General features: G+C 73.4%; 16 protein-coding genes, 1 tRNA gene and 3 pseudogenes. 5 read left to right on the forward strand and 15 right to left on the reverse strand.

Going from position 1 to position 23,534, the window contains the following annotated elements:
* Nucleotides 1-3: 3 nt before the first annotated feature.
* Nucleotides 4-1,149: an ABC transporter substrate-binding protein gene (locus tag FKM96_RS08395; protein WP_246855263.1), complete on the reverse strand. Its 1,146-nt coding sequence runs from the start codon at nt 1,147-1,149 to the stop codon at nt 4-6.
* A gap of 344 nt (nt 1,150-1,493) precedes the next feature.
* On the opposite strand from FKM96_RS08395, the gene FKM96_RS08400 reads away from it, so the two are divergent.
* Nucleotides 1,494-3,140, forward strand: a complete 1,647-nt coding sequence (locus tag FKM96_RS08400; RefSeq protein WP_147794858.1) for a glycoside hydrolase family 43 protein — start codon at nt 1,494-1,496, stop codon at nt 3,138-3,140.
* Between the two features lie 7 nt (nt 3,141-3,147).
* Here the strand turns inward: FKM96_RS08400 and FKM96_RS08405 are convergent, their stop codons facing one another.
* Nucleotides 3,148-4,134: a LacI family DNA-binding transcriptional regulator gene (locus tag FKM96_RS08405; protein ID WP_147794859.1), complete on the reverse strand. Its 987-nt coding sequence runs from the start codon at nt 4,132-4,134 to the stop codon at nt 3,148-3,150.
* A gap of 226 nt (nt 4,135-4,360) precedes the next feature.
* On the opposite strand from FKM96_RS08405, the gene FKM96_RS08410 reads away from it, so the two are divergent.
* Complete coding sequence (locus tag FKM96_RS08410; RefSeq protein WP_147794860.1) at nt 4,361-5,257, forward strand: sulfurtransferase; 897 nt, start codon at nt 4,361-4,363, stop codon at nt 5,255-5,257.
* Between the two features lie 126 nt (nt 5,258-5,383).
* On the opposite strand, the gene FKM96_RS08415 is transcribed toward FKM96_RS08410, so the two are convergent.
* The 9 genes and pseudogenes from FKM96_RS08415 to FKM96_RS08450 all read right to left on the reverse strand — a co-directional run bounded on the left by FKM96_RS08415 (nt 5,384) and on the right by FKM96_RS08450 (nt 15,526).
* Nucleotides 5,384-6,274, reverse strand: a complete 891-nt coding sequence (locus FKM96_RS08415; protein WP_246855264.1) for a carbohydrate ABC transporter permease — start codon at nt 6,272-6,274, stop codon at nt 5,384-5,386.
* Nucleotides 6,271-7,212, reverse strand: coding sequence for a carbohydrate ABC transporter permease (locus tag FKM96_RS08420; RefSeq protein WP_147794861.1), 942 nt, complete (start codon nt 7,210-7,212; stop codon nt 6,271-6,273). Before FKM96_RS08420 ends, FKM96_RS08415 begins: the two co-directional genes overlap by 4 nt.
* Nucleotides 7,213-7,314: 102 nt before the next feature.
* Nucleotides 7,315-8,064 (reverse strand): annotated as a pseudogene (locus tag FKM96_RS21435) (carbohydrate ABC transporter substrate-binding protein); the annotation flags it as partial.
* 121 nt (nt 8,065-8,185) lie between these two features.
* Nucleotides 8,186-8,641, reverse strand: a pseudogene (locus FKM96_RS21440) (extracellular solute-binding protein); the annotation flags it as partial.
* A gap of 63 nt (nt 8,642-8,704) precedes the next feature.
* A complete protein-coding gene (locus tag FKM96_RS08430; protein WP_147794862.1) occupies nt 8,705-10,861 on the reverse strand; it encodes a glycoside hydrolase family 36 protein in 2,157 nt (718 codons plus the stop codon).
* Nucleotides 10,862-10,981: 120 nt separating this feature from the next.
* Complete coding sequence (locus FKM96_RS08435) at nt 10,982-12,010, reverse strand: LacI family DNA-binding transcriptional regulator (protein WP_147794863.1); 1,029 nt, start codon at nt 12,008-12,010, stop codon at nt 10,982-10,984.
* Between the two features lie 37 nt (nt 12,011-12,047).
* Entirely contained in the window at nt 12,048-13,370 is a 1,323-nt protein-coding gene (locus FKM96_RS21030; RefSeq protein ID WP_210417393.1) for a carbohydrate-binding protein, read from the reverse strand.
* Nucleotides 13,279-15,066 carry a hypothetical protein gene (locus tag FKM96_RS08445; RefSeq protein WP_210417394.1) on the reverse strand — a complete coding sequence of 596 codons (1,788 nt, stop codon included), beginning with the start codon at nt 15,064-15,066 and terminating at the stop codon, nt 13,279-13,281. The genes FKM96_RS21030 and FKM96_RS08445 overlap by 92 nt, the downstream gene beginning before the upstream one ends.
* A gap of 373 nt (nt 15,067-15,439) precedes the next feature.
* A tRNA-Ser gene (locus FKM96_RS08450) sits at nt 15,440-15,526 on the reverse strand.
* 64 nt (nt 15,527-15,590) lie between these two features.
* On the opposite strand from FKM96_RS08450, the gene FKM96_RS08455 reads away from it, so the two are divergent.
* Entirely contained in the window at nt 15,591-16,487 is an 897-nt protein-coding gene (locus FKM96_RS08455; RefSeq protein ID WP_246855265.1) for a Sir2 family NAD-dependent protein deacetylase, read from the forward strand.
* A 21-nt stretch (nt 16,488-16,508) separates the two neighbouring features.
* Here the strand turns inward: FKM96_RS08455 and FKM96_RS08460 are convergent, their stop codons facing one another.
* Genes FKM96_RS08460 through FKM96_RS08470 form a run of 3 tightly spaced genes read right to left on the reverse strand, consistent with a single transcriptional unit; the run spans nt 16,509 to nt 18,982 of the window.
* A complete protein-coding gene (locus FKM96_RS08460; RefSeq protein WP_147794864.1) occupies nt 16,509-17,102 on the reverse strand; it encodes a hypothetical protein in 594 nt (197 codons plus the stop codon).
* The gene (locus FKM96_RS21930) at nt 17,092-17,730 is read right to left on the reverse strand and encodes a cytochrome d ubiquinol oxidase subunit II (RefSeq protein WP_147794865.1); all 639 of its coding nucleotides are present in this window, start codon (nt 17,728-17,730) and stop codon (nt 17,092-17,094) included. Before FKM96_RS21930 ends, FKM96_RS08460 begins: the two co-directional genes overlap by 11 nt.
* 19 nt (nt 17,731-17,749) lie before the next feature.
* On the reverse strand, nt 17,750-18,982 hold the full coding sequence (locus tag FKM96_RS08470) for a hypothetical protein (RefSeq protein ID WP_210417395.1): 1,233 nt from the start codon (nt 18,980-18,982) through the stop codon (nt 17,750-17,752).
* A gap of 413 nt (nt 18,983-19,395) precedes the next feature.
* Here FKM96_RS08470 and FKM96_RS08480 point away from each other — a divergent pair, with 413 nt between their 5' ends.
* Together FKM96_RS08480 and FKM96_RS08485 are read left to right on the forward strand one after the other, a co-directional pair.
* Complete coding sequence (locus FKM96_RS08480) at nt 19,396-20,373, forward strand: carbohydrate ABC transporter permease (RefSeq protein WP_147794867.1); 978 nt, start codon at nt 19,396-19,398, stop codon at nt 20,371-20,373.
* Nucleotides 20,373-21,346 (forward strand): annotated as a pseudogene (locus FKM96_RS08485) (carbohydrate ABC transporter permease). The gene FKM96_RS08480 and the pseudogene FKM96_RS08485 overlap by 1 nt, the downstream one beginning before the upstream one ends.
* Before the next feature lie 134 nt (nt 21,347-21,480).
* Here the strand turns inward: FKM96_RS08485 and FKM96_RS08490 are convergent.
* Entirely contained in the window at nt 21,481-23,517 is a 2,037-nt protein-coding gene (locus FKM96_RS08490; protein ID WP_246855266.1) for a hypothetical protein, read from the reverse strand.
* Nucleotides 23,518-23,534 lie beyond the last annotated feature (17 nt).

Genomic DNA, 23,534 nt, shown 5'->3' on the forward strand with positions numbered 1-23,534 from the left:
GGGTCAGTCGGCGACGGTGAAGCCGGACTTCTCCAGGTCGGCCGCGATGGTCTCCTGGGTGGCCGTGAACACGTCGCGGAACGAGCCGCCGTTCAGCGCGGCCTCGTTGAGCGCGTCCCCGAACGCGCTCTGCGCGACGTTGACGTTCGGCCCCCAGGTGACGGGGATCGTGGTGTCGGCGACGACCTGGTCGACGACCTGCCAGAAGTCGGTCTGCTGCGGCATGAGCATCGGCGGTTCCGCGGTCAGCGTCGCCTCGCGGCCGGCGGTGCCACCGGGCAGCAGGTCGAGGCCGAGCAGCAGCTCCGAGCCCTCGTCCGTGGCGGACAGCCAGGCGGCGAACGCCGCGGCCTCCGCGGCGTGCTCGGACTTCTCCGGGACCAGGTACGTCGACCCGCCCAGGAACGGGACGGACGCGTCGCCGGGAGTCCACTGCGGCAGCGGCGCCGCCTCCCAGAGCCCGGCGGTGTCCGGGGCGACCGAGTACAGGACGCTCGGCGCCCAGGCCGCGGCGGCCCAGCTGAGGATCTTCCCGTCGTTGACCTTGGCGTTCCACTCCGGGGTCAGCAGCGGCTCGACGGTGACGAGGTCGCGCTCGACGAGGTCCTGCCAGTAGTCGGCCGTCTCGAGCGACGGCTCGTCGCCGATGCCGACGGACCAGGCGTCGCCGTCGTTGCTCCACCACTCGCCGCCGGCCTGGGCCGCGACCGACGCGAAGAACTCGAACTGCGTCGGCGAGAACGAGGCGATGTACACCGACGGGTCCTGGGTGTGGATCGCCTCGGCGGCCGCGGCGTACTCCTCCCAGGTGGTCGGCACCTCGACGCCGTACTGCGCGAACAGGTCGGCGCGGTAGGTGAGCATCATCGGGCCGATGTCCTGCGGGACGCCGTACACCTGACCGTCGAACGTCGTCAGGTCCCAGATGTTGTCCTCGACGCCGTCCCGCACGTCGGCGACGTCGTCGGTGATGTCCTTGACCACGCCGGACACGACGAGCGACGGCAGCGCGCGGTACTCGACCTGCACCACGTCCGGGGCCGTGTCCGCACGGTCCGCGGCGAGCAGCTTGGACGACGTCTCGGCCGTGCCGCCGACCTCGGAGAGCTTGACCGTCACGTCCGGGTTGAGCTCGTGGTAGCGGTCCACGATCGCCTGGGCCTCCGGGTCGGTGCCCTTGAGCGCGAGTAGGTCCAGAACTCGAGGGTGACGGGCCCGTCGGACCCGGCGGCGTCGTCCCCGCCGGACGACGAGCACGCGGCGAGGGCCAGCGCCGGGACCAGCGCGAGGGCCCCGACCAGGGCGGCGTGCCTCCGCCGCGGGCGTCGCGCGCCGGTCGCCGGTGTTCCTGCTGCGTGCATGTCCACATCTCCTTCGACGAGGGGACCCGGTCCGCCACTCCGCTTCGAGCAGCCGCCCCCGGGCTGCGCCTATCGTGATGTTAACGTTGTCATCCTGTCAACCTCACCCCTTCCGACCTCCGGGGAGCCCCCGTGCCCGCGTTTCAGAACCCCGTCCTGCCCGGGTGCCACCCCGACCCCTCCGTCGTGCGCGTCGGGGCGGAGTACTTCCTGGTCACTTCGTCGTTCGGGTACTTCCCGGGGATCCCCGTGCACCGGAGCACCGACCTGGTGACCTGGGAGCTCGTGGGCCACGTCCTCACCCGGCCCGAGCAGGCGCCGCTGGCCGGGCTCGACGTGAACGACGGGGTCTGGGCCGCGACGATCCGGCACCACGCCGGGGTGTTCTACGTGGTCGCGACCGTGGCCAGCGGCCGCCGGGGCGCGTCGACCTTCGTCGCGACCGCCACCGACCCGGCCGGCCCGTGGTCCGACCCGGTGCCCCTGGAGGCCGAGGGGATCGACCCCTCGCTGTTCGTCGACGCCGACGGGCGTTGCTGGTTCACCGCGACGAGAGACGCGTCCGAGCCGGCCGTCACCGGGCCCGCCGAGCTGTGGCTGCGCGAGCTCGACCTCACCACGCTGCGCCTGACCGGCCCGGAGCACGTGCTGTGGCACGGCGCGCTGCGCGGGGCGTGGGTCGAGGGGCCGCACCTCTACCTCCGGGACGGCCGCTACTGGCTGATCGCGGCGGAGGGCGGCACCGAGCGGAACCACGCGGTCACCGCGGCGTCCGCCCCGGCGGTCACGGGCCCGTACGTCACCGACCCGCGCAGCCCGCTGCTCACCCACCGGCACCTCGGCCCCGGGCACCCGGTGCAGAACGTCGGGCACGCCGACCTCGTCGACACACCCGACGGCGCGACCTGGGCGCTGACGCTGGGCGTGCGGCCGGTCGACGGGGCGCACACGCTCGGGCGGGAGGCCTTCCTCGTGCCCGTGGAGTGGACGGAGCGCGGGCCGGTGTTCGCGCCGGGGACGGGCACGGTGCCGCTGGCGGGGACGACGGAGCGCGGGGCGGGGGTCGGCGACGGAGCCGCGGTCGACGCCACCGGCGCCGAGACGCTCGCGCTCGGCGACCCCCTCGCCGCCCAGGGCTGGTCCAGCCTCCGGGGCCCGGTCGACCACCTCGTGCGCCCGGTCGCCGGGGTCGACGGCGGCGGCGCCCTCGAGCTGACGCCGTCCCCCGAGCCGCTGCACGGCACCGGCACGCCCGCGTTCGTGGCGCGCCGCCAGCAGCACGTGGGATTCCGGATGACCTGCCGGCTGCGGTTCGCCACCACTTCGCCGGGCGAGGAGGCCGGGCTCACCGTGCTCCTGCACCAGCAGCGCGTGGCGACCCTCGCGCTGTCGGCGGGCGCCGACGGACAGCCCGAGGCACGGCTGCGGATGCGGACCGGCGACGCGGTGGCGGAGCTCGGCGCGGTCGCCGTCGCCGCCGGGTCCGTCGAGCTCGCCGTCACCGGGGACGAGCAGGCCTACCGGTTCGCCGCCACCCTCCCCGGCGGCGAGGTGCGCGCGCTCGGCGCGGTGCCCCGGACCGCGTTCGCGACCGAGACGGCGGGTGGGTTCCTGGGCGTGCACCTGGGGGTTTACGCCCACGCCGACGGCGAGCCGACGGGCGCGCGAGCGGTCGTCGAGCACGTCGCCTACGAGCCGCTCGCGCGGCCGTCCGGCAGGGCGCGAGCCGAGACGGGGGCCCCGGCCGGCGACCCGGCCCTCGCCGGGCTCCCCGGCTGACCGCCGCTCAGCGCGGGGCGGCGGTCGACCGCCGCACGACCAGCTCCGGCGCGAGCAGGCGGTGGTGCGGCGGCTCCCCGCGCAGCAGCGCGAGCAGCCCCTCGACCGCGTTCGTCCCGAGCGCGTGGAAGTCCTGGCGCAGCGTCGTCAGCGCCGGGACCAGGTAGTCCGAACCGACCTGGTCGTCGAACCCGACCAGCGACACGTCGTCCGGCACTCGCAGCCCGCGCTCGGCGAACGCCGCCAGCACGCCCATCGCCATCTGGTCGTTGCCCGCGAACACCGCCGTCGGCGGCCCCCCGGGGCGGTCCGCGAGCGCCAGCGCCAGGTGGTAGCCGCTGGCGGCGGTGAAGTCGCCCTCGAGCAGCTCGCCGGCGACGCCCGGGGTCGCCGCCAGCTCGCGCTCCCAGCCCTCGACGCGGGCCCGCGCGTCCCAGGTGCGCAGGTTGCCGCTCAGGTGGACGACCTCCCGGTGCCCCAGCCCCACGAGGTGCCGCACGGCGAGCCGGGCGCCGAGGTCCTGGTCCATCTCGACCGACGCGATCCGGTCGTTCGGCACGTCGCCGGACATGACGACCGCCATCGGCACCCGCGTCACCAGCGCCGGCAGCGCGTCCAGCACCACGGGCCGGTCGGCGATCATCGCGACCGCGTCCGCCTGGTCCGCGACCCGCTGCACCGTCTCCGTGAACTCCGCCGGGTCACGCCCCTGGAAGCTCGCCAGGTTCAGCCAGTACCCCGCCGCCCGGGCCGCGGTCTCCAACCCGCCGAGCACGCGGGGCAGCTCGTGCAGCTCGGAGCCGGCCAGCACGACGCCGATGGTCGACGTCCGGCCGCTCTTGAACGCCCGGGCCACGGTGTTCCGCCGGTACCCCAGCTCCGCGATCGCCGCCTCGACCCGCGCACGCGTCTCCGGTCGCACCGACGGGTGCCCGTTGAGCACGCGCGACACGGTGATGTGCGAGACGCCCGCGACCCGGGCGACGTCCACCATGCCTGGCGCTCGGCTGGCCACGTGCTGCTCCGATCGTCGGGCCCGGGTCGGCGTCGGCGCAGGTCCGGGCGGGGTGGTCCGGCACACGCTACCGCGGCGCCCCGGGCGACCCGGAGCCGCCCGCGTCACACACGTCCGGTGCCTGGGCCGCTCCTGTCGGGCGCCGCGCGCGCCGACGTAGCGTCGCGAGCACCGCGCTCGCGGCCCGCACCCCCGAGGAGGACCCATGGCCCCCGCACTCCCCGCCCTCGTCAGCCCCGAGGCGCTGCGCGCCGCCCTGGACGCGCCGGCCGGCCGCCCGGTGGTGCTCGACGCGTCCACCTCCCTCGTCACGCACGGCGAGGGCGAGCCGTACACCGCCGGGCCGCTGCGCGAGCAGTACCTCGCGGCGCACGTGCCGGGCGCCGCGTTCGTCGACGTCACCGGCGAGCTGTCCGACCCCGCGGGCCCCTACCCGTTCACGCTCCCGTCGCCCGGGTCGCTGGCCGCGGCGTTCGGTGCGCTGGGCGTCGGCGACGACACCCACGTCGTGGTCTACGACACCGTCGGCTCCGCCTGGGCCACGCGGGTCTGGTGGCTCCTGCGCTACCTGGGCCACGACCGGGTCTCGGTGCTGGACGGCGGGCTGGCCGGGTGGCAGGCCGCCGGCTTCGGCACGGCCTCCGGCCCGGCCGACGACGAGGCCGCGCGGGCCGTCGCCGCGAGCCTCACCCCGCGGGAGCGCCCCGAGCTGCTCGCGACGCTGCCGCAGGTCGAGCGGATCTCCTCGGGCGCGGCGCCCGGGCTGCTCGTGAACGCGCTCGACCCGGCGACGTTCCGCGGCGATCAAGAGGTCAGCACCTACGCCCGGCGCGGCCGGATCCCCGGGAGCGTCAACCTCCCGCTGTTCACGCTCCTCGACCCGGCGACCGGGCGGTTCCTGCCGCTCGACGACCTGCGCGAGCGCCTGGAGTCGGGCGGGCTGCTCGACGCCGAGGGGGCCGTCACGTACTGCGGGGGCGGTATCGCGGCGACGCTGCCGGCGTTCGCGGCGTACGTCGTGTCGGGGGCCGAGGTCGCCGTGTACGACGGGTCGCTGTCGGAGTGGACGGCGGCGGAGGGGCTGCCGGTCGCGGTGGGGTGACACGGCGCGCCCGGGAAGCACGAGAGCCCCGCCGGACACCGGCGGGGCTCTCGTCGAGCCCGGCTCGTCCGCGAGCAGCAGGTCGGCTGCCAGGACGAGTGCGCACCGGAGCTCCGGCCGTCCGCCCTACTTCACGGCGCCGGACGTGATGCCCGAGATGATCTTGCGCTGCGCCACGATGAACGTGACCAGCAGCGGCAGGCTCATCACGACGACGTAGGCGAAAATCAGGTGCCAGTTGTTCAGGTACAGCCCCGCCGAGGCCACGTTGTAGAGGTTCAGCGGCAAGGTGTCCACGCGTCCGCCGATGACGAAGAACGCGTAGAAGACGTCGTTCCAGATGTACAGGCAGATCAGGATGGTCGCGGTGCTCAGCACCGGGACGAGCAGCGGCAGGATCACGGTGCGGAACACCCGCATCGGCGTGGCCCCGTCGACGCGTGCAGCCTCCTCCAGCTCGTGCGGGATGGTCCGGATGAACCCGGTGACGAAGAAGATCACCGTGGACATGTACATCCCGACGTACACGCCGATCATGCCGACGACCGTCCCGGCGAGGCCGAGCTGGCGCAGCAGCAGCACGATGGTGACCACGGCGGGCGGCAGCACGATGCCCGAGATCGCGAGCGCGTAGAGGGCCGCGGACATCCGGGAGCGGCGCCGGGCGAGGATCCACGAGGCGAGCGACCCGAGCACCAGGACGACGAACACCGACGGCACCATGATCAGCAGCGAGCCCCCGAACGCCGCGGGGACGTCCCCGTCGCGCCAGATCTCGGCCAGGTTCGCGCCGAGCTGCCACTGCGAGGGCAGCGACAGGTCGGGCTGCAGCGCCTCGGCCTGGGACTTGCCGGCGGTGACCACGATGATCCACAGCGGCAGGGCGATCAGCAGGACGACCGACAGGACGACGACGAACGGCTGGATCCGGCGCCAGGGGCCGGTCCGGCCGCCGAGGGTCGATCGGGGCCGACCGCCGCGGGCGGTGCTGGTGCCGTGGGGCGCGACGATGCTCACAGGACGTCCTCTCGACGGCGCAGCATCCCGATGACGGGGAACGCCAGGGCGACGACGACGAGGAACAGCACGAGGCTCATCGTCGTGGCCTGCGCGAACAGGCCCTGCCCGAAGGTGCGGAAGATGAAGATGTTCAGCAGCTCGGTCGACCGGGCCGGGCCGCCGGCAGTGGTCGCCTGCACGATGTCGAACCCGTTCATCGAGCCGAGCAGCGCGGTCGCGACGTTGAACGTGACCGCGGGGGCGATCAGCGGGAACCGGATCCGCCAGAACTGGGTCCAGGCACCCGCGCCGTCGAGGCGCGCGGCCTCCAGCACGTCCTCGCTGATGGTCTTGAGGCCGGCCATGTAGATCAGCATCGGCAGGCCCATCCACTTCCAGGCGTGGATGGTGGCGACGACGAGCAGCGTCCAGGACGTGCTGCCGAGCCAGGCGGTCGTGACCTCCGTGCCGGTGATCCAGCTGAGGATCGCGTTGAGCGCGCCGTCCGGCTTGAGGATCGCCTGGAACACGTACCCGACCGCGAGCGCGGACATGATGACCGGGATGAAGAACAGGACGCGGGCGATGCGGTTGACCCGCGTGTCCCGCTCGAGCAGGAGAGCGAGGAGCAGACCGAAGAGGTTCTGCAGGATCGCCACGAGGACGGCGTAGCCGAGGGTGACCCGGAGCGCACGCCCCAGGTCGCCGTTCTCGAACAGCCGCGTGAAGTTGTCCCAGCCGACGAACCCGATCTCCGCCTTGAAGCTCGACCAGTCGGTGAACGAGTAGACGAAGTTGAACAGCGTCGGCAGGAAGAAGAAGACGCCGAGCAGCACGAACGCGGGCGCGGCGAACGCCCACGGGTGGTTGCGCGCCCGTCGCGTGCGGTTGGCGCGCGCCGTCCTCGCCTCGGTGGGTCCCTCCCGGGTCGGGGCGGGAGCGGTGGTGGTGGTCATGGGTGTCCTCGTCCTCGACGGAGGACCGCCCGCCCCTGCGTCGGGCGGTCCTCCGTGACGGTCACGTGCGGTTGCTGACCGGCGGGCCCGGCCGGGCTCCGGTCAGAAACCCTCGACGCCCTGCGCGGACGCGAGCTGCGCGAACTGGTCCTGCGTCTGCTGCGCGACCTGCTCCGGCGTCAGCGCGCCCTGGATCATGTCACCGAGCCGCAGGTACAGGTCGGGGTTGGCCACAGCCTCGACCTGCATCGAGCCGGCGGCGCCGTCGAGCGCGTCGGCGACCGACACCAGCGCGTCGGGGACGGTCGCGGGCGTCTCGACACCCGGCTGCAGCGAGACGGTGTCCTGGTCCTCGACGAAGTCGGCGTACCCGTCGCCGAGCCAGAAGCTCAGGAGCTGGCGGGCGGCGGCCTCGCGGGTCTCGTCGCCGGTGCGGAACGCGACCAGCGCGTTGGCCTGGTCCGGGACGAAGGTGCCGACGTTGCCGTCGGTCGAGATCGGGAAGAACCCGATCTTCTCGTTCAGCTCGTCGGTGTCGGCCAGGGACTGCAGCTGGCCGAAGAACGAGTTCACCTGCATGACCATCGCCGCGTCGCCCGCGAGCAGAGCCGCACCCTGGTCCTCGAACGTGGCCGTCTTGATGTCGTCGTTGAACAGGCCCTCGGCGATCAGGTCCTGGTAGCCCGTGATGGCGTCGATGATCGGGCTGTCGCCGAAGGTGGTCGACGCGCTGTTGACGTCCTCCCACAGTCCGTCCTTGGACGCCTCGGCGAGCGGCGCCTGGACCCACCACTGCGTCCCCCAGGGCGAGCCCGCGTTGCCGCCCATCTCGAAGAAGGGCGTCACACCGGCGGCCTGGACCGTCCGGGCGTCCTCGACGAGCTCCGTCCAGCTGGTCGGGGTGTCGGTGAGCCCCGGCGTCGGCGAACACCTGCTTGTTGTAGTACGCGCCGATCACGGCCGGGGTGCTGATGAGCGCGGCGTAGCGGGTGCCGTCGTACGAACCCGTGAGGTCGACGAGCGCCGGGTCCATGTCGTCCAGCCACGGCGCGTCGTCGAGCGGCTGCAGGTTCTGCTTCGCGTTGATGCCGGCGAGCATCGACGCCGTCGGCTGCCAGAACGCGAGATCGGGCTTGTCGCCGGTGGCGATCTTGGTCTGGATGCTCTGCTCGTACGGGTCGGTGATCGTCACGACGTCGACGCTGGCGCCGGTGGTCTCCTCGAACGCCTCGACGACGGCGTCGGGCACGGTGTTGGAGTTCTGCGCGGCCCAGATGGTCAGCTCGACGCCCGACAGGTCGGCGTCCTGCGCGGGCCATTCCGCCGGCGCACCACCCGAGGTGGAGCCGCCGGCCCCCGGGTCGGAGCAGGCCGTGAGCGCCAGGCCGGCGGTCAGCAGGATCGCGGTGAGAGCAGGGGTCTTCTTCATCGGTTCTCCCTAGGCAGGTGCCGGCGTCGTCGCCGGCGGGGTGAGGGACGTGCTGTGGTGCTGTCAGGGGTGGCGGACGCGCAGGACGCGCGCCTGCGGGCCGCCGTCGGCGCCCGGGACCCGGACGCGGACCCGTCCGTCGGGCAGGCGGTCGACCTGCCACGGCGTGCCGGGCTGCGCACGGGGGAACGCGACCTCGACGTCGCCGTCCGGCAGGTCCAGGACGATCTCCTCCGGGCCGCCGCGCCGCCAGACGGTGGCGAGGGTCTGCGTCGGACCGGTCAGGGCGGAGGCGACCCAGGAGTCGGACCACCCGGGCAGGCCGAGCGGCCAGGCGGCGTGCGCCTCGTGCAGCCAGTCCTCGTTCGCCCGGGCGAGCTCGACCGCCTCGACGACCAGCCCGAGGCGGGCGGCGTCCATCCGGTCGAGATGACCGGAGAGGTAGAACCGGCCCGCGAGGCCGGTGCTGAGCGTGAAGACGCACTCCTCGAGCGTCATCCCGGGCTGCGGGTACGCCCAGTTCGCTGCCTGCTCCGGCAGGATCGACACGAGCGCACCGACCGCGACCGGTGGGTACAGGACCAGGTTCTGCTGATCCGATGTCGACTGCAGGGTGGATCGCGACAGCAGCGCGTCGTCCGCGCGCATCGCCCCGGACGCGCAGTTCTCGAGCATCAGGTCCGGGTGCCGTCGCAGGATCCCGTCGAGCCAGGCGACCTGCGCCCGGTTCTGCTCGAGCAGCCCCTGGCCGACGCTGTCGGTCGAGTGGTCCGTGCCGGCGCCCGGGGTGACGTTGTAGTCGAGCTTGAGGTAGCCGACGCCGAACTCGTCGACCAGGCGGTCCACCACGGTGTCGAGGTGCTTCACCGCATCGGGGTGCCGCAGGTCCAGGAGGTACCGGTCGTGCTCGACGACCCGCTGGCCGCGACGCTGGAGGAACGCCTCGCCGGGCAGCTGCTCCGCGAGCGAACTCCGCACGCCCACCACCTCCGGCTCGAGCCAGAGCCCCGGGACCATGCCGCGGTCGCGGATCCGGTCGGTCACCTCGTGCAGCCCGCCGGGGAACCGGAGCGTCGACGGCTCCCACTCGCCGACGGAGTCCCACCAGTCGCCGCCGTCGTCGTACCAGCCGGCGTCGATGCAGAACACCTCGGCACCGACGTCCGCCGCCGCGTCGACGAGGGGCAGCAGCTTGTCCGTGGTGGGGTCGCCCATCAGCGTGTTCATGTAGTCGTTGAACACGAGGAAGGGGGCGCGGGCCCGACCGTCGCTGCGCGCGGGCCGGTCCTGCGCCACGGTGTGGTGCCGGTCCCGGCGGGCCGCGGTGAGGCCCGCCACGGCCGCCTGCCAGTCGCCGGCCACGGGCACCACCGTCACCGGCACCGTGGCGAACTCCTGACCGGGCTCGAGCGTGCGGAGCCAGTGGTGGTCGATGTCCGTCGGACCGAGCGCGACGAGGGCGAGCACGCGCCGGTCGTCGCGCGTCAGCCGCTCGCTGACCTCGAGCCGCCAGGCGCCGTTGTGCTCGATCTGCCAGCCCAACGAGGCGTCTCCGGCTCGGGTGGTGAGCACGCCGCTCGGCACGCGGGTGCCGCTCGACCACGCCCCCGTGCTCGCGAGGACGTGCGCGCCACGGCCGTCCTGGTGCTGGTGGCGCGGGAGATCGAGGTCGACCAGGCCGCCCTGCCCGACGAGGGCGACCTGCTCCCAGCGGTTCTCTCCCACCCACTCGCTCGTGCCCTCCACGGAGACCACGGCGTCCAGGGGCCGGTCGCCGACCGGACCGGCCAGCGCCACCGAGCTCACGGCCTGGAGGTGCACCGGGGTCGCGCCGGCGTTGCGGACCGTGGTGGTCGTCCGGACCGCCCCGCCCCGCAGCTCGAGCCGCGTCAGGGCGACCAGCCCGGAGCCGGGGTCCTCCTGGGTGACTTCGACCACGCGGCCGGCGCCGTCGGCCGCGGGGGTGGCGCTGACCTGGAGCACGCGCATCCGGACGCCGACGGCGGTGGCGGTGTTCCGGAGGTTGCCCGCGGCGCGGCCGTGGCCCACGGCCAGGACCTCCACCAGCGGCTGGACGGCGCGCGCAGCCAGCTCGGCGGCATCGTCCGCCGCCGTGCCGCCGACCAGCGCCGCCGGCCGGTCGTCCGCCCAGACCAGGTGCAGGACGGTGTCGCCGTCCCCGAGGGCCTGCGTGCGCAGTCCCGTGCTCTCGCGAGTCATCCTCGACCCCATCTCCTCGTACCCGGCCAGGTGCGCCAGGGCGACGAGACGATGAAAGCGCATATCAAGAACCAGGGCAAGTAGCCCAGGTCACGGCGTCATCACGAATGATGCGCGGTTTCAGACTGCGGAGCGACGTCGCGGGCCCGAGGACGCACGGACGACCAGATCGGGCACGAGGCGCGCCGACGCGACCCCGCTCTCGCCCGCCTGCAGGCGCGCCAGCAGGCGGACGGAGTCGCGCCCGAGCTGCACGAAGTCCTGCCGCACGGTCGTCAGCGCGGGATCCCACAGCGGACCCAGCGGGTGGTCGTCGAACCCCACGACCGACACGTCGTGCGGCACGCGCCGCCCGCTGTCGTTGAGCGCACGGATCACGCCCATCGCGAGCTCGTCGTTGCCGCAGAGGACCGCCGTGACGTCGAGGTCGCGGGCGAGACGCAGCCCCGCGTCGTACCCCGACATCGGCGCCCAGTCCGCGCGCAGGGGCGGGGGCACCGGGGCTCCGGCGGCCTCGAGGGTCTCGCGCCACCCGACCAGGCGGGAGCTCTCCCGCCCCGCCGAGGGGATGGCGACGTGGTGCACGGTCTCGTGCCCCAGGTCGAGCAGGTAGCGGGTGGCGCTCGCGGCGCCCAACCGGTCGTCCATCGAGGCGTGCAGGATCTCGTCGTCCGAGCGGTTCCCCGCCGCCAGGGCGACCAGCGGCACCCAGTCCGGGACCGCGGCGAGCGCGGCCGCACCGGGCGGGTCGTACTCCAGCACGACCGCACCGGCGATCGGCTGGCTCAGCGCGGTGTCGACCGCCGCGTCGACGACCTCGCGGTCGTCCGTCTCGACGACGCAGATCATCACCATGTGCCCCGCGGCACGGGCCGCCTCCTCGATCCCCTGGATCGAGGAGGCGTACCCGTACCGCGTGGTGTTGCTGGTGATGATCGCGATCATCGGCAGGCTGCCCGCGGCCAGGGCCCGGGCGGCGCCGTTGCGCCGGAAACCGAGCCGCTGGATCGCGGCGTGCACGAGCGCCTCGCGCTCGGGGCTGACCCGCGTGGAACCGGTGAGCACCCGAGACACCGTGGGGACGCTGACGCCGGCCTCACGGGCGACGTCGGCGATCGTGGGCTGCTTTCCGGAGACGGGTCGTGCCACAGCGACAACCTAGGCGATCACGGCGGGGACCTGGCACTCAGCCATGCCGCGTCCACGGCCCGTCCGGGTCGCCCGGCACCTGGTTGCGGGTCCACCAGCGCGCCTCGTACACGACGCCGTCGTGCCGCACGAGGTCACCGGCGGTGAACACGCGGGATTCCGTCCAGACGGCCGTGCCGTCGGCATCCGTGCGGATCTGCTGCCAGGGACCGGACGGCTCGCCCGGCTCCTGGCGCTGGGTCCACCACGACGCCACCCACTCCGCGCCGCCGTGCGTGACCCGGTCGCCCTCGGCGTAGACGGTCGCCGGGTCCCAGGCCGCGATCTCCGCACCGCCGACCGGGACCGTCGTGGGCGCACCGGTCGACAGCGGGGCGATCTCGATGCGGTCCAGGTCGGGCGCCCAGCCGTCGGCCCGGCCGAGCTCCAGCGCCGCGTCGCCCGACCCGAGCTCGACCAGGAACGTGCGCTCGAGGAAGGACGTCCACGCGTACGTGTAGCGCAGGTACGCGTGCCCCGCGGACTCCTGCGCGCCCTGCTCCCACACGTCCAGGCGGCGGTCGACGACCTGGGGGTTGTAGTCGTGGCTGCCACTGACCTCGGCGTTGGCGAACCGGACGGTCACCGCGTAGGTCCCCGGCTGGTCCACACCCGGCGCCCGGTCGACGACCACGGCGTTCTCGCGACCCTGACCGACGCCGCCGACCCCGGCGGAGCCCGACGCGTTGGACCCGGTGCTCGCGGCGTACGTGATGACCCGGGCGTTCCCGCGCAGCTGCGCGTCCTCGGCCTCGACGACGAGCGCCGCACCCAGGTCACCGGTCGCCCGGGTCGTCAGGTCGCGCACCACCGCACCGGTCGGCGACCGCAGCTCGACCTCGTTGATGCCGTGCGCGAGGTGCAGGCGCGCCGTCGACGACCACGTGCCGGCACCGGGCGCCTCCAGGGTCGCGACGGGCGCGCCGTTCACCGTCACGTCGACGGTCGTCGCGGCGGTCGACGCGTACGTCACCGTCACGTCGTGGTAGCCGGTCGCGGCGGCGTGCACGTAGGCGTCGGCCCGCGCGTCGCCGGTTGGGAGCGCGGCCCAGCCGCGCGTTCCGTTCGCCCAGGTCAGGACGGCACCCGCTTCCAGGCGGAGCGTCGAGGCGGGGTACGTGGTCGGCTCACCGTCGGTGACGTCGGTCAGCGCGAAGGTGTCGAGCGTGATGTCGGCGTTCGGGAGCAGCGTGGCGCCGTCCTCGCTGGCCCGCAGGGAGAGCACGTGCTCACCGGCGGTCAGCTCGACCTCCAGCTCGGCGGACCCGCGGTACTGCCACCGGGACGTCGCGTTCAGCGCGAGGTCGGCGGCGTACTGCACCGAGCCGGCGTGCGCGTCGTCGACGAACAGCGCGTGGCGCCCCGGGACGCCGGGAGCCGCGCCCGACCACCTCGAACCGGTACGTGCCGTCGCGCGGCACCTCGACCGTCCAGTCCGCGCGCGACGTGGCGCGGTTGAAAGACCCGACGTCCTTGCCGTGCGAAGCCAGGAACTTCCAGCCGCCGCCCTGCTTCGGGTCCTGCGTGTAGACCTGCGCGTCGGTGAGCGCCGTGTCCTCCGCCTCGACCGAGGCGTGGAAGACCGCGTCCACCGCGACCTCGCGATCCTGCGCCGGGGTGATGACGACCTGGTAGCCGGCGTACCGGTCGTAGGTCGGCACCGTGAGGGCGAGCTCCCCGTCCACCACGGCGACGTCCTGCGCCGCCTGGATGACACGCGGCGTCGCCGCGACGCCCTCGGCGCCGGTTAGCCGCACCTCGCGCACCTCGACGTCGACCGCGCTGCCGAGAACGGCGGGGTCCAGACCGGCGAGGTCGACCCGCACGTCCTTCGACCCGCCGCCGTACAGCACGGTGGCCCGTCGGTTGTCGACGTCGACGGCGCCGATGCCCTGCAGCGTGTCCACGGCGTTCAGCGCCGGCGGCGTCACCGCGACCGTCTGCGACCCCTCGAGGTCGCCGTACCACTTGAACATCCACCAGCCGCCGTTCGCGGCGTTGGCCCGGGCGCTGTTGTCCGACAGGTTGCCCGCGTAGTTCCAGTACGCGACCTGGCCGTCGATCTTGAGGTCCTCCATGATCGAGAACCACTGGATCAGCTGACCCGGTGTGCTCATGTCGCGGAGCATCCCCCACTCGGTCACGTTCACGTGCAGCGGCTCCAGGCCCAGGCGCTGCTCGAGCGCCCGGTACGCGTCGTAGTTGCCGCGGAACGTGGCCAGGTTGTCGATGCCGAGCTCGTGCCAGATGAACACGTCCGGCACCGTCCCCGACGCCATCGTGTGCTGCAGGAACGCCTCGGAGCGCTCGGGCTGCCAGCGCGTGTCGCCGGGGCCGCCGATGCGGGCGTCCCCGAGCCCGTGCGCGTCCCAGACCTCCTGGATCACGCCGTGCACCGCGTCCCAGTCCTCGAGGAACGTCTGACCCAGCGTCGACCAGTTCGCGTACCAGTTCCCGCCGTCCGGCTCGTTGAACGGGATGAACACGTAGTCGCCGGGGCGGTCCGACTCGGTGGCGACCGCCTCGGCCACGATCCGCGTCACCTCGAGGAAGTCCCAGGTGCCGTTCGGCGTGTCGGTGAACTCGCCGGTCGCGAGGTCGTAGGTACGGGTGTCGCCCGGCCGCTGCCCGCCGTGGTACGGCCAGTCCGGGTAGTAGTCCTGCACGTAGATGTACAGGTCCTGGCCGTGCTTGTCGAAGAACCCGTCCTCGATCTGCAGGGCGTCGCCCGACGGGTGCTGGGTGCCGAACGGCGCCTTCTGCGACACGTTGGTGATGTGCGCGCCGTTGATCAGCGCCTGCGTGGGCGCGCCGTCGTCACCCAGGCCGTACAGCGCACCGGACGCGCCGCCGCGGAAGTCGCCGGTCGCGCTCGCGAGGTCGACCTGGAGCACGTCGACGTCCGCCTGCTCGGCCTGCCCTGGGGACGGCTGGGCCGACGCCGGGACGGCGCCGAGCACTCCGGTGCCCAGACCCAGGGTCGCGGCCACGGCCAGCCAGCGTGGTGTTCTCGTCATCGAGACGTTCCTTCGCGGTAGGAGGCGAGCTCGTCGAGCGCGAACGGCACGGGCGCGACTGCGAGCTCGTGAGACGTCCGTTCATGAAAGCGCATATCACGCGCGACTGGCAAGGCCTCGGCATTGATGGCTGGCGTCGCCCTGCAAGCGTTATCAGCGCGACGCGACCGGACCGGACCGGACCGGACCGGAAGGACGCCGTGGACCGCGCGCAGGTCGATGGGGCGCCACGCCGACCGCGCCGACGACCCCGGTGCCCGCTTCCGCCACCGGGATGCCGACGGTGACCGCGCTGCCCCGAGGGGCTGCCGACGACGCCGCGCGTCGGGGAAGCACGAGAGCCCCGCCGGACTCCGGCGGGGCTCTCGTCGAGCGGTAGCGGTGGGATTTGAACCCACGGTGGACTTTCACCCACACACGCTTTCGAGGCGTGCTCCTTAGGCCGCTCGGACACGCTACCTCGGGCCAGAACAGTACCGGATGCGAGGCGGAACTCCCGCATCGGGAGTCGTACGGTGGTGGACGTGACACCCCCGCGCCTGCCGATCCCCCTCCACGACGCCGTCCGGCCGAACCCGGGGACCGTCGACGACGCGGTCCGACTGCTCCGCGGCAGCCGCCTCACCGTGCTCACCGGGGCGGGCCTGTCGACCGACTCCGGCATCCCCGACTACCGGTCGCCGGACTCCCCACCGCGGAACCCGATGACGTACCAGCAGTTCGTCGGCGACGAGGGCTTCCGCCGGCACTACTGGGCGCGCAACCACGTCGGCTGGCGTTACGTGCACCGCACGCACCCGAACGCGGGGCACCGGGCGCTGGCGTCGATGGAGGCGCACGGCGTCGTGCTCGGGGTCATCACGCAGAACGTCGACCTGCTGCACGAGCAGGCGGGCTCGCGCCGGGTGATCGACCTGCACGGCCGGTACGACCGGGTCATCTGCCTGCGGTGCCACCGGACCGTGACGCGCACCGAGCTCGCCGAGCGGCTGGAGGCCGCCAACCCCGGCTTCGCCGAGTCGGTCGGCGCGGTCGGCGACGTGGAGATCGCGCCCGACGCGGACGCCGTCATCGAGCAGACGTCGCACTTCCGGGTCGTCGACTGCTGGCAGCCCGACCCCGACGGCGGCGACGGCCCGTGCGGCGGGATGCTGAAGCCGGACATCGTGTACTTCGGCGAGACGGTGCCCGGGCCCCGGGTGGCGGACGCGTACGCGCTGGTCGACGAGGCGGACGCGCTGCTGGTCGCGGGGTCGTCGCTGACGGTCCAGTCCGGGCTGCGGTTCGTGCGGCACGCGGCCGAGGAGGGCAAGCCGGTCGTGATCCTCAACCGCGGCGCCACCCGCGGGGACCCCCTGGCGACGCTCACGCTGGACGCGGGGGCGTCGGAGACGCTGACGGAGCTGGCCGACCGGCTCTGAGGGCGGCCGGGCGGCCGGCTCTCACCGGCCGGCGCACCACGTGACGCAGGCCGGGCCCCGGCAGCGCGGGCAGTCCGGCACCCCGCCCAGCGCGTCCAGGCGCCGCACGTCCCGCTCGACCGCGACCACCTCCCAGACCGCGGCCGCGATCAGCAGCGCCAGCACCGCCAAGGCCATCCGGTCACGCAGGACCGCGTTGACCTGCTCGTCGAAGCCGACCCACTGCTGGAGCCTGGAGACCCAGCCCTGGTGCGTGATCCAGAGGGCGTCGTGCATGGCGACCGACACCGCGAACCAGACCACTGCCAGCGCCGGCTGACCAGCCAACGCCCCCCACCGCCACCCGCGGCGTCCCCCCGAGCGCGGCCATCTCGCCATGCACGCCGGAGCGATCCCCCATAGCGCGAACACCGCGAGGTTCACCAGGTCAAGTTCCATCCCGACGTGCCGGTTGATCTGCCGGCCGTACGGGTCACGGGGCATGAGGAGACCCAGGCCCATGACCAGGACGAACAGCGGGAGCCCGGTCACGGCCGAGCGCACACGCGCCCGCGCACGAGCCCGCAGCCGCTCGGACTCGGCCAGCAGCGCGTTCCACCCCGCCTCACCGCTCACAGTCGCACCACGTCAGGCAGGTCACGCCCGGGCGGCCCGGGCAGTCCGGCACTCCGCCGAGCGCGTCCAGGCGCCGCACGTCCCGCTCGACCGCGACCACCTCCCACACCGCGGCCGCGACCAGCAGCACGACGACGGCCGCCGCCACCAGGGAGCGCAGCCCGGTGTCGGTCTGGGGGTCGAACCCCAGCCAGTGCTGCAGGTTCGAGGTCCAGCTCGGGTGCGCAGCGTCGAACGCGTCGTACGCCGCCATCGCCACCGCGTACCAGACCGCCGCCAGCACCGACTGACCCGCCAGCGCCCCCCAGAGCCACCTGCGCCGCTCCCCCGAACGCACCCACCGCGCCATGCAGATCGGAGCGACCCCCCAGACTACGAACACCGCGATCAGCACCACCCCGAGCTCCGATCCGACGGACCGGTTGGCCGGCGAACCGTGCGGGTCCCGGGGCAGGCACAGACCCAAGGCCAGGACCAGGACGAACAGCGGCAGGCCGGTCACGGCCGAGCGCACCCGGGCCCGCCCACGCGCGCGCAACCGCTCCGACTCGGCCAGCAGCCGGTTCCACCCCGCCAGGTCGGGCGCGGGCCGCTCATGCGGCCCGCGCCCGACTCCCTCGTGCGGCATCACCGCACGACCGCCGGTGTCAGTCCATGCCGATCGACCGCAGGTACCGCAGCGTCACCCGGCTCGTCGCTGTGAGCAGCAGACCCGCCACGGCGGCCTGGTTGATCACGTCCTTCATCGCCAGGGTCGCGATCGACACTCCCGCGAGCGCGATCGCCACCACCACACCACCGGGACCGCCGGCTGCGGCGACCGCCGCCGCCAGGAGCACGCCGACGACCGCGTCGCGAACCTCCTTGCCATGGTCGCCCACGGTCAGCCCGCTCTCGATCCGGTCGACGATGACGTGTGGGCTGTCACCGGCATTCCAGGCGTCCCTCAGGCGCTGCACGACCTCCCTATCGCGGAACACCTGCAGCAGGTCCCAGCCCGCCTCGGCGACGTGAGCGATTCGCTCCACCGCCCGCTTCGACCCTTGGAACACCTCGCGGATGCTCGCCGGCGCCTTCGCGATGCTCGCCATCGCGAAGCCCGCGTCGCTCAGGTCCTTGCCGAGTTGTGCGTTCGGACCCACCTGGAGGAACCGCTCGAAGACCAGCCGGTCCTCCTCGGTCAGCCACGAGGCGTACCGGTTCGCGTGCGAGTTGTAGTCGACCGGGTAGAGCGCCGGGTCCTGCGGGAGGTCCACGTAGTGCGAGAGGTACATGTAGAGCGTCTCGGAGCCGATGTCCCGGGCGTTGCGGTCCCGCCGGGAGTTCAGCTCCGCCATGTCGTAGGCGTGCGCCAGCCACTCCGCCTGCAGGTCGTTCCGCGCAGAGTCAGCCGTCGGCGCCGGGGCCGACGGCACCGGCTCCGCCAGCGGGCCGACCGGCAGGCCGCTGCCCCACAGCACGCCCTCACCGAGCATCGGCGGACCGACGACCATGCCGCCCGACCCCGGGTCGGGCTCCGGCTCCGGGTCCGGGTCCGGGTCCGGGTCCGGGTCCGGGTCGGGCTCCGGGTCCGGGTCCGGGTCGGGCTCCGGGTCCGGGTCGGGCTCGGGCTCGCCGCCCAACCCGTCGAGCAGCTCCTCGAGCTCGGCCAGGAACTCCGGCCCGCGGTCCTCGAGGTCCGCGAAGTCGGCGAACGACAGCCCGAGCGAACCCAGGGCCCGCTCGGCCTCGTTCACCTCGGCGACCATGTCGGCCAGCGCGACCTCGGGCACCGGCTCGGGTGCGGCGCGGACCGGGGCGGCCTGCGCGGTCCCCACCGTCGTCAGCGCCATCGTCGCCGCGGTCAGCAGACCCACGGTCGTGCGTGCGGTGCGTCGCATGAGCGTCCTCACTCGTTCGTTCGTTGACGGCGGCTGACGACCCCCCGGGGCGGGGTGACGCGGCTCGCAGGCTAGGGGTGGGACGGCGCCCCTCATCCCCACCCCGAACTGCCAGATGCCCGCACGAAGGCACGCTTGGGTGCCCCACGCACCCGACGAGCAGGCACGCAGCCGCCACCGGGCGACCGCCGCCGACCGGGGCGCCGGGAGCACGGTCCTCCGGAGGCGGGCGACCCCGCTCCGTGCCACGCTCCGGACATATCGCCCGTGCAGCAGAGCAGCGGGCATCGCGGGAGCCTTGCGGCGACCCCACCCGACACCTATAGTCGCGGCATGTGGCATCGTTGCCACATCGTCGGGCGAGGGAGCTGGGCAGGCCTCCCGCCGGCGTCCACGGTCGACTGGAGGCCTCGATGACGCAGCTGAGAGCCGACGCCGCTCCGGCCGTCGCACCCTCGTCCCGCGCCGCTCGCAAGCGCCGCACGCCCAAGGTGCCCTACAACAAGCGCGAGGCGCTGACGGGCTACCTGTTCATCTCGCCGTGGATCGTCGGGTTCCTGGTCTTCACGGCCGGCGCGATGATCTACAGCCTGGTGATCTCGTTCAGCCACTACAACCTGGCGACGAACACCGCCCGCCCCGCGGGCTTCGACAACTACTCCCAGCTGTTCAGCGACCCCCGGGTCGCGACGTCGCTGGCGAACACCCTGTTCTACGCGGTGCTCGCCGTGCCGTTGGAGATCCTGGTCGCGCTGGGCCTCGCCTCGCTGCTGAACCAGGCGGGTCGCGGGGCCGGCTTCTTCCGGACCGTCTACTACCTGCCCAAGATGACGCCCGCGGTGGCGACGGCGGCGGTGTTCTTCCTGCTGCTCAACGGCAACACCGGCGCGATCAACCAGTTCCTGCGGATCTTCGGCATCGAGGGCCCGCAGTGGCTCGTCGACCCGGCGTGGATCAAGCCGTCGATCGTGCTGATGACCCTGTGGGGCGTCTCCGGGACGATGGTGATCTTCCTGGCGGCGCTCAAGAACGTGCCGCGCGAGCTCTACGAGGTCGCCGAGCTCGACGGCGCGGGGGTCTGGCAGCGGTTCCGGAACATCACGCTGCCGATGATCTCCAGCGCCATCTTCTTCAACGTGATCGTGCTGTCGATCGCCGCGTTCCAGGTGTTCGACCAGGCCTACCTGCTGTTCTGGCGCGACCAGTCGAACGCCTCGCCCGAGGCGTCGCTGTTCTACGCGATCTACCTGTTCCAGCAGGCGTTCCGGCAGTTCAACTTCGGGTTCGCCGCCGCCATGGCGTGGCTGCTGTTCCTCATCATCATGGTCATCACGGCCATCCAGATGAAGTTCGGCAACCGGTTCGTCTACTACGAGGGGGGCAGGGACTGATGGCCAGCACCGGCACCACCAGCACGCCCGTCCGCCAGGTCCCCGGCCTGCCGGAGGACGCCACGGGCCAGGGCGACCGCCCGATCGACCCGAACCGGCCGCCGCTGGACGAGAACCGGCCCGGCGGCCGCACCGGCCGCCGGGTGCGCCGCGGCCTCGTCATCGCGGCGCTCGTCGTGATGTCGTTCGTGTTCCTGTACCCGTTCGCCTGGCTGCTCGCGGCGAGCCTCAAGGGCCGCGGCCAGGTGTTCGACAACTCCCTGTGGCCGAGCGAGTTCCACTGGGGCAACTACGTCCGCGTGTTCGACGAGCTGCCGCTCGGGAACTGGATGATCAACAGCGTCGGGATCGCGGTGCTGGCCGCGGTCTCGGTCGCGGTGTCCTCGTCGCTGGTCGCGTGGGGGTTCGCGCACTTCCGGTTCCCGCTGCGCGGGTTCCTGTTCGGGCTCGTGCTGGCGACGATGATGCTTCCCGGCGCGGTCACGATGATCCCGATCTACCTCATCTGGAAGGAGCTCGGGTTCCTCGGCACCTGGGTCCCGCTGTTCGGCGCGAACCTGTTCGGGTCGGCGTTCTACATCTTCCTGCAGCGGCAGTTCTACCTGGGCCTGCCGCGGGAGCTGTTCGAGGCCGCGCGCATCGACGGGGCGAACCAGTGGCGCACGTACTGGCGGATCGTGTTCCCCCTGTCGCTGCCGTCGTTCATCATCGTCCTGCTGTTCGAGTTCCAGGCGTCCTGGAACAACCTGCAGGCGGCGCTGATCTACCTGAACGCCGGCAGCCCGGAGGACTTCACCGCCGCTCGGCATCGCGTACGCGATGACCCCGGTACTCGCCGACGGCGGGTGGCCAGGGCGACTACCAGTACGTGATGGTCGCGGCGCTGCTCGTGACGCTGCCGATGCTCGCGCTGTTCGCGTTCGGGCAGCGGTACTTCATCGAGGGCGTGGCGACCCAGGGCCGCAAGGGCTGACGACGCGCACCCACCTTCCGCCGAGATAGGACCTCCGCGTCGAGATCGGACCGCCCAAGGTCCGATCTCGACGAGAGGGTCCTATCTCGGCGGCGTGGGCGCCGGAGCAGGCCCCGGGGACGGCGCGGTGCGCGTCAGACGGGGTCGGGCAGGAGCGACGGGTCGGCCAGCGCCTGCTCGCAGGCCAGGAGCAGCGCTCCGCCGGACCAGGCGTGGCTCAGCGTGAGCAGCATGCCCTTCGGCTGGAAGCACGCCGTCTGGTAGTACCGCTCGGACGTCATGCCCCGGTAGGCGTTGAAGTCGCCGTCGAACCGGGCGACCAGCTGCCGGAAGCACGCGAGGGTCTCGGCGGCCCGGTCGGCGTAGTGCGGGTCGCCGGTGGCGGCGGACAGCTCGGCCAGCTCCTGCGTGCACACCAGGCCGTAGGCGTGCAGGTGCTGGTTCGACGGCGAGGCGTTGTCGGCGCCGCGGGTGGCGAACCGGTAGACGTCCAGCGGGGTCCCCTCCGGGAACCGGGTGTTGTACGTGTACCGGAAGGTCAGCATCCAGTCGGCGGCGCGGCGGGCCAGGTCGAGCCAGCGCGGGTCCCCGGTGCGCCGGTGCAGCGCGACGTACGACATGACGGCGACGTACCCGTCCTCGGACGTCGGCGCCAGGTCGACGTCCTCCGGCGCGCCGTGCAGGAACTCCCGGTCGACGAACTGCGCGTAGTGCTCGCCGGCCCGCACCGCGGCCGCGAGGTAGGCGCCGTCCGCGCCGTCCGGACCGTCCCACCGCTCCGCCTCGGCGAGCGCGGCGACCCAGGTCAGGCCGGCGGCGCCGTGCCAGGACAGCACCTCCCCCGTCTGGGCGTGGTGGGCCGAGCCGAGGTTGCCGTCGGGCCGCTGCCGGCGGACGACGACGTCGAGGTTCGACCGCAGCGCCGCGGCCCAGCCGGGGTGCGCGGCGCGGACATCCTCGCCCAGCTCGAGCGCCCGGGCCAGGAACAGCGACGCCTCCGCGAGCGTGCGGGAGTGCAGCGCGCCCGGGGTGCGGGACCAGCTCTGCGACCAGCCGTGCTCCGCGTACCAGACGCCCCAGAACGTGCCCGAGGGCGACAGGTGGTCGCAGACGAAGTCGACGACCCGGGCCGCCGCCGCACCTGCCTCGTCCGCGCCCCGCCGGCGCGCGTGCGCCAGCAGCGCGTACGCCCACGGGATGCCGCTGACCCAGCCGACGTGCATGGCCTGCCGGTCGACGGTCAGGCCGTCCCGGCCCGAGACCTCGCGGTCGAAGCCGACCGTCTCGAGCAGCACGCCCGGCTCCGCGTAGTGCCAGCGGTGCAGGCCCTCGGCGGCGAGGTCGGCCGCCTCCGCGATCCCGACCCAGGGCCGCAGCGGCGAGGCCGCGCGGGTGCGCTCGTGCTCCTCGCGCAGGATCGCGGCGTAGGCGTGCCGGTCCGGGCCGGTCGCGTACACGGCGAACCGCAGCGTGACCCGCTCCCCCGGCGCCCAGCGGTAGGTCGTCGTCTCCGCGGGGCGCGGCGTCCCCGAGCCGTAGTACGACACCGGGTCCTCGCGGAACGGGAAGGTCAGGTGCACGCTGCCGACGCCGGTCGCGACGTCGTGCGCCAGGCCGAGGCCGGTCATGCCGAGCGCGGTCGTCTCCGGGGCGACCAGCGCGACGCCGCCGGGGCCCGCCCAGGCGAGCACGGCCGGTGTCGCGGCGCGGTCCGCGCGGTACTCCCAGTGGTCGCTCACCATGCCGGCCGGGTCGTCCGCGCCCACCTCGAACCGCGGGAACGGCCGGTCGCAGTCGACGGGCCGGTTCTCGCCGTAGAACGCGCCGGGGATCAGCCACCAGGGCGCCTCGGGCGCGGCGGGCAGGTGCACCCGGAACCGGATGCCGGCCCCGGTCGGCTCCGCGCCGCGGTGCTCGACGTCGAGCCGCACGTCGACCCGCCCCGACGGGGTGGGTGCCGCCCAGGTGGCGAGCGCGCGGAACGACCCGGCCTCGCCGGCGACCGCGCCCGGCCCCGCCGGGGTCGACGGCACGGGGAGCACGGAACCGTCCGCGAGCACCACCTCGGCCACGTGCGGCACGGTGGCCACCACGGGGCCGTCGTCGCCGGGCCACGCCGGGCCCGCAGGCCGGAGCGACCCCGTCGGTCGCAGCAGGACGCCCTCGTCCACGTGCCCACCCTCCGCCG

This window comes from Cellulomonas sp. Y8, assembly GCF_008033115.1.
Lineage (GTDB): Bacteria > Actinomycetota > Actinomycetes > Actinomycetales > Cellulomonadaceae > Cellulomonas.